We start from the raw sequence: 6,987 nt of genomic DNA on the forward strand, positions 1-6,987 counted from the left end.
ATTCTTATGATTTAACTTTTATGAATAAAGATCTCAGTTGCAGTTATACTGTGAACCATACCATAAATAACAGCGTTTCTTGCATCTACAAAGGATAAAACAATATTACTTCAATAAAATCTAATATATAGGATAATTTTAAGATATAATGATATTTATATTAGTTTTCAAGGAATAGGGGGAACCTAATGGATAATATAACTTTAATTCAAAAAACAATAGATTATATTGATGATAATATTTTAGAAGAAATAACAGCAGAAAATCTAGCTAAAATAGCAGGTTTCTCTACCTATCATTATTATAAATTATTTAAAAACTATGTAGGGGTTTCTATAATGGAGTATGTAACAAGACGAAGACTTCAGTATGCACTTTACGAACTTAGCAAAGGTGAGAAGGTAATAGATATAGCTATGACCTATGGCTTTGAAACCCATGCAGGATTTACTAAGGCCTTCAAAAAAACCTTCGGATATCCACCAAATTATTATAGAATCCATGCTCCTATAGGTGTACCCCAGAGGGTTGATTTGAAGAAGCTGAAGGATAATATGATAGGTGGCATTATAATGCAACCTAAAATAATTAATAATAATGGTTTTAAGGTAGTTGGTTATGAATTCAAGACGACTTTAAAGAACAATGTCCATTCTAGGGATATTCCAGCTTTTTGGGATGAATTTGAAACTGAAGATAAAGAAAGGAAATTATATGGAACACAAAATTCACCTAAACATGGAGAGTATGGGATATGCACAAGTACTAATTTAGAGAAGGATGAATTTTCATATATTTTAGGTGTAGAAGTGACTAGCTTTGATAGTGCCTTTGAGGAAATGTATACTTTAGAAGTTCCACCAGCTACCTATGCAGTATTTACAACTCCAGATGTGGATAGTAGTGATTTTGTAAATTCTATAAAAGGTACTTGGAAATATATACTTGAAGAATGGTTTCCAAACTCACCCTATGAGATAGATGATACCTATACAGACTTTGAATTCTACAATGAAAGATGTCACCCTTGGGAATATGAAAAGCTCCATATGTATATATACATACCAATAAAATTAAGTGAAAGTCGTAACCTTTAGAGGTTCCGGCTTTTTTATTTTTATTAATAACTTTATATATAACAAAATAGGATAAGAAAATTGAATTAAGCAGTGGTAATATGGAACTGTAGAGAGCATATAAAATAGCTTTATTAAATTTATATATGATTATTAAATCAAATAATAAGTAATAAAAGGAGACAGTATATGAATAAAGAGAAGAACAATATTCCCAATACTGCTAGGTGGTTTTGGAAGTATGGTAAGGATAGATATTTCTATGTACTAGGAATAATTATATGCATTGGGTTAATTACAGGGAGTAACATACTTAGAGCAAAGGTTTTAGACCAGCTAATTACAGTATCAATATCAAAAAAAACAGAGGAACTATTAGCCATAATAATTACTTTAATTGCAATAGTCATCCTAGGATTATTATCAAATACTTTTCTTTCTCTATTTAAAACTCGATTTGGAGCAACAACTGCTGCTAATATAAGAAGGGATTTTTTTAGTAATTTACTTAAAATGCCTATATCTAAAATGGAATCCCTTTCTTCAGGATCTATAATCTCTCTATATAACAACGAATTAAATAAGATTATTAGTTTGATTTCAGGAAAATTTGTAGATGCTTTATTACAACCTATTATGTTTATAGGGGCTTCGGTTTATATGTTGATGATAAACTGGAAGCTCTACCTGATATGCTATATCTTATTGCCCTTAGTAATATTTATAATAAATAAATTGGCAAAAAAAAGTGCTTCTTATGCATCTCAGTATTATGAAAAGATTGGATATGCAAATGAATTATCTAAAGAGTGTATTGATGGAATAACAGAGATAAAGAGCTTTAATCTAGAGAATTCTATTGCTGAAAAATGTAAGAAGGCTTTTGATGATGTTTTGTTTTATATTCTTCAGTCTGAAAAGTATGATGCATTATCCCTGCCAATCTGGTTATTAAATCTTCAACTATCCAAAATTATGTGTATCTTGTTTGGCGGATTTCTTGCATTAAATGGAGAACTGACTGTAGGAGAGTTAGTAGCATATGTCCAGTTAACATTATATGTTTCTCAACCAGCATCATCTATAATAAGATTTATAGACTCATTAAGACAAGGTAGTGCGGCCTTAAAAGGAATTAGAGTGATAATGGGTGGAGAAGATTTTACAGAAGTACAAATTAAACCTATAGGGGAATCTAAGGAGGAGGCAATATCCTTTAAAGATGTAACCTTTGCATATGGAGAAAATATTGTCTTATTAAATTGCAATTTTTCAATCAAAAGAAGAGGATTTAATGTTTTAGCAGGAGCTAGTGGGCAAGGGAAAAGTACTATCTTATCACTAATATGTGGGTTATACCCTTTGAACAGGGGAGAGATAAGGATTGCACAAGAATACATTGAGAAAGGTATTGCCTATGTATCTCAGGATAATATATTATTTCCAGGCACCATTGCTGAAAATATAGCATTTGGCATAGAGAATCCTAGTTTCTCTTCAATTAAAGAGGCTGCTATTGCAGCAGGGGCCCATGAGTTTATCTGCCAGCTACCAAAATCTTACGATACTCCTGTTGGTGAGCGTGGACAGATTCTCTCCGGAGGACAGCGTCAGCGAATTGCTATTGCTAGGGCTTTTTTCAGAAAAAGCCCGTTAGTATTAATGGATGAGCCCACATCAGCAGTAGATACGGAGACTGAGGAGCAAATTGTAAAAGTATTACTAAGACTTTCTAAGGAATCTACCTTACTAATTTCTTCCCATAGATTATCAACTATAAGAGAAGCAGATTGTATATATGTTCTTGAGGGAGGTAGAATTGTGGAATCTGGAACCCATGAAGAATTATCCTTTAATAGTCAAGGTATTTATCATAATCTGTATAAAGAACAAATGGGAACAGAGGAGGGTGAAGTGGCAATATGAAAAATAAAATCGTAAATGATGGAAACAAGATATTTAATTTGTTAGGAAAGGAAAAGTGGAAATATTTATTATCAGTTATTATTTGTGCTATTGTGGTGCCAGCCTTTGAGCTAACATTACCTTGGGTAACGAAGTGGATGATTAATGCTGTAGAAATAGGAAGTAAGGAGCTTTTAATCCAAGGATTTTCAACTATGATTATAATATTTATTCTATACAGTGTTTTGGTCCCCATTACAGCCTATCATTTTGAAGGAAGAAGCCATAAGCCTTTGCTAGGAGTTAGGTTAAATCTTTTAAAACATATTATAGGCTTACCATTTAATTTCTTTTCACAACAACATAGTGGAGAATTAATGTCCAGATTAACAGGAGATATAGACGAACTGTTTGATTTTTATAAAGAACAAACCTATGATATTATTTCAATTTTAGTTAAGGGTATAGGAGCTCTAGTGATGTTATTAATGTTAGATATACGTATAGCAATACCTGTTATAGTACTAGGGATCTTATCTGCTTTAAGTAGAAGCTATATGATAAAGTCTTTAAAAGACAATAGTGATGATGTACGTAAACTCTCTGGGGAAGCAAATAGTCTAGTTACAGATTCCTTAGGAGGTATTAAGGTAGTAAAGGCATTCAAATTTGAGAAATCATTACTTAAAAATTTTGCTTCTATCATGGATAAAGCTACAAGAAAAGCCTATGATAGAAATCTTATAGATATAAAAAGAGATGTATTAAGTTACATAATTAGCACTTTAAACTTTTTTGGAGTACTATGTATCGGAGCATATATGATATCTACAGGTACCCTAGATGTGGGATCTGTGTTTGCAGCTATAATGCTACAAGAGGGTATTATAGAGATGTTTGTGACATTTGGGAACTATGGTTTTGGAATAAAGATACAATTAGCAAAATCCGCCCGTATATTTGAACTATTTGATGAGATGAAGGAGGAAACTGGAGAGTATGAGGGTTCAGACTCCTATATATGCAATGATGAGTTAATTACTATCAAGGATGGCAGATTTTCTTACAATGATAGAGAAGCAATACTTTTAAAAATCAATATAAGAATTATGAGAAATGAATTTGTTATATTGGAGGGACAAAGTGGCGCAGGTAAGTCAACTCTATCTAAAATATTAACAGGACTGATGCCCTTAGAGTCTGGTAATATCCTTTGGTGTGGAAAAGTTGCTAATATGGCAGTATTACGGAATAATGTAGCCTACGTATCTCAGGAGCCTTACCTTTTTAAAGGAACAATTTTAGATAATTTAAAGATTGGAAATCCTAAAGCTACAATGGAGGAAATATATGAAACTACTAAAAAAGCATGTGCCCATGATTTTATAGCAAGACAACCTCAAGGGTACAACACTTTAATAGGAGAAAGAGGTCTTACCCTATCAGGAGGGCAAAGACAAAGAATTGCCATAGCTAGAGCTCTCCTAAAGGAAGCATCTATATTGCTTATAGATGAAGGTACCTCTGCTATTGACTCAGAAATAGAAAATATTTTATTAGATAATTTGATTAGTGAAGTAAATAGGAGGACAGTAATTTTTGTTGCCCATAGACCAACAATCGCAAAACGAGCTAATAGAGTAATATCTATGGGAAAGGGAATTATAAAAGCTTGTTAATAACTTACTATTCTTCTATCTTAACTTAATGTATCTATAGTAGCAGGACAAGGAAATAAAAAAATTATGGAGAATATATCTATTAATGAACTTAAAATAAATGAAAGGAAGAAAAGGGGAGGAAAATATGAGCAATAAAACAGCTAGACTATATGATTATATTGATATAGATATAAAAATGGTCCATAAGATATTTGCTGAATATGATTCGAAAATTAAAATAAATAAATTGGAACTAATACCAGAGGGACTAAGCACCAGTAATTACATAGTACATACAAATGAACCTCAAATTAAATACTTACTTAAGATCTATCCTGAGAATGGAGGAAATAGTGAGATAGAAGTATCCTCATATAAATATGCAAAAAGATATGTTGTTGTACCTAATATATATTTTTTTGATAATACAAAAAAGGTTTATAATAAGCCTTATATAATAATGGATTATATTGATGGCATTACTTTAAAAGAATATATTATTAAGAATAAGAGATTTCCTGAGAAGATGGTTTATAATATAGCCAATAGCCTAGCACTTTTACATAATCGAGAGTATGAAAACAGAGCACTATTAGATAAGCATTTGAATATCGAAAAGGTTTTACCTTCTATTAAGGCAGTTTATGAAAAGGGTTTAAATAGTTTTGCAGGTAACCATATTAATAGTAAAATAAAAAAGGATATCCTTGAATTCATCACCCAGAATGAGGATATGTTAAAAAAACTAGATTCACAATTTGTATATTCACATGGAGATTTTAATCCATCTAATATTTTAGTTGATAACAAAGAATCTATATGGTTTATAGATTTTGAATATAGTTTATCATCATCTATATATTTGGATATTGGTAAATTCTTCAGAGATAGAACTGATATAGATAAGTATATGACAAAAGAGATATATGATAACTTTTTCAGAGGATATAATTCTTCGGCAAAAATTCTTTTAACTAATGACTGGATAAAACTTGTAAGACTTATGGATATGATATCTATGCTAGGATTAATCAATAAGAAAAGCGTTCCTGATGAATGGGTATCTGAAATTGAAGAAGCAATAATTAAAACAATGAGTATATTAGGAGATTAAAGAAAATTAATTGATTAAGGAATATTAAATAAGCACTAAACAATAGAAATATGAAGATAAGTGTTGAATGAGATAATTAACAAAGGAGAATATAGGAGTAAGTGGGACAATTATCTGTATGGAGAGATAACAATATAGTAAAATTGAAGCAGGTATATATCAGCACTACATCTGATATATCCTTTATTTTAATCTATGTTATTTAATCGTTAATTCTTGGATCAACATATTATAATATTAGTTCAATTAATTATACATGAAAAATCTTTTGTGTAAAAAAATGTGATTTTAACTACGAAACTATACATTATTTCATCTAGGAGTCCAAACAACAAATAGTACATATGGTAAGATATAGATTTTAATTTAAAGGAATATAATGCTTATATGCAGAATTTTAAGTAGTAGATACGGAGTTGTAAAAAAAAATAATAATGGGAGAATTAAAATGATTTTTCAATCAAAAGATTTTCATATAATTTTAAGCGAAAATAAAGATATAAAAGAAATTCTTGAAGTATATAATTCCAATGAGAAATTTTTAATAAATCATATGGATACAAACAAGATAACAAGTGAATGGGTACTTCGAGAACTCGAAAATATGAGGGCTATTGGTTTTTGTTCATACAAAATTGTTGATATAAGTATGGGAAAGATAATTGGTTTTATAGATTTTAAAGTAGATAACGAAACTTATTTATCACTATTGATGATACATAGTGATTTTCAAGGTAGGGGTATTGGAAAACTAATATTTCAGGAGTTAGAGGAATATGTCAAATCATTAAAAAGCAAATGTATTAGGTTAGATGTAGTTACTAATTATGATAATTCTGCACTCAAGTTTTGGGTTAATAATGGGTTTGTTAAATCTAAAGATTTAAAATTAAATTGGTCAGGAAAAGTTTTGCCTGCTATTACAATGAAGAAGTTTTTGTAATTAATACAGAAAGGATACTTAGGAGTCATTTTATTAATAGATATAATGGGGTATTTTATTATTTCAGCAATTGAAAATATAGACAATAAATAAGCGTGAGTTAACTTAATTATATTGCTCATTATTTATAAACTACGCATTATGATGATTCAATATTAAGTTTTACTCAATAGTCATTATGACAAACTCAGATATTTTTATTCAAAGGGGGTTACTATGAAGAATTATATAAAAGTAATTATATTTGGAATTATTGAGATATTGTACTTTGTAATATTAGGTAAAAAT

At 29.9% G+C, this 6,987-nt stretch carries 5 protein-coding genes; all 5 read left to right on the forward strand.

Going from position 1 to position 6,987, the window contains the following annotated elements:
* Positions 1 to 188 precede the first annotated feature (188 nt).
* On the forward strand, positions 189 to 1,097 hold the full coding sequence (locus tag GOQ27_RS11060; protein ID WP_203366918.1) for an AraC family transcriptional regulator: 909 nt from the start codon (positions 189 to 191) through the stop codon (positions 1,095 to 1,097).
* A 168-nt stretch (positions 1,098 to 1,265) separates the two neighbouring features.
* On the forward strand, positions 1,266 to 3,002 hold the full coding sequence (locus GOQ27_RS11065; RefSeq protein ID WP_203366919.1) for an ABC transporter ATP-binding protein: 1,737 nt from the start codon (positions 1,266 to 1,268) through the stop codon (positions 3,000 to 3,002).
* Positions 2,999 to 4,660 (forward strand): ABC transporter ATP-binding protein, encoded by a 1,662-nt coding sequence (locus tag GOQ27_RS11070; protein WP_203366920.1) that lies wholly within the window; start codon positions 2,999 to 3,001, stop codon positions 4,658 to 4,660. The genes GOQ27_RS11065 and GOQ27_RS11070 overlap by 4 nt, the downstream gene beginning before the upstream one ends.
* A 127-nt stretch (positions 4,661 to 4,787) precedes the next feature.
* Positions 4,788 to 5,756: an aminoglycoside phosphotransferase family protein gene (locus GOQ27_RS11075; protein WP_203366921.1), complete on the forward strand. Its 969-nt coding sequence runs from the start codon at positions 4,788 to 4,790 to the stop codon at positions 5,754 to 5,756.
* Between the two features lie 448 nt (positions 5,757 to 6,204).
* Positions 6,205 to 6,699 carry a GNAT family N-acetyltransferase gene (locus GOQ27_RS11080; protein WP_203366922.1) on the forward strand — a complete coding sequence of 165 codons (495 nt, stop codon included), beginning with the start codon at positions 6,205 to 6,207 and terminating at the stop codon, positions 6,697 to 6,699.
* Positions 6,700 to 6,987 lie beyond the last annotated feature (288 nt).

This window comes from Anaeromonas frigoriresistens (genome assembly GCF_016820655.1).
Classification (GTDB): domain Bacteria; phylum Bacillota; class Clostridia; order Tissierellales; family SIT17; genus Anaeromonas; species Anaeromonas frigoriresistens.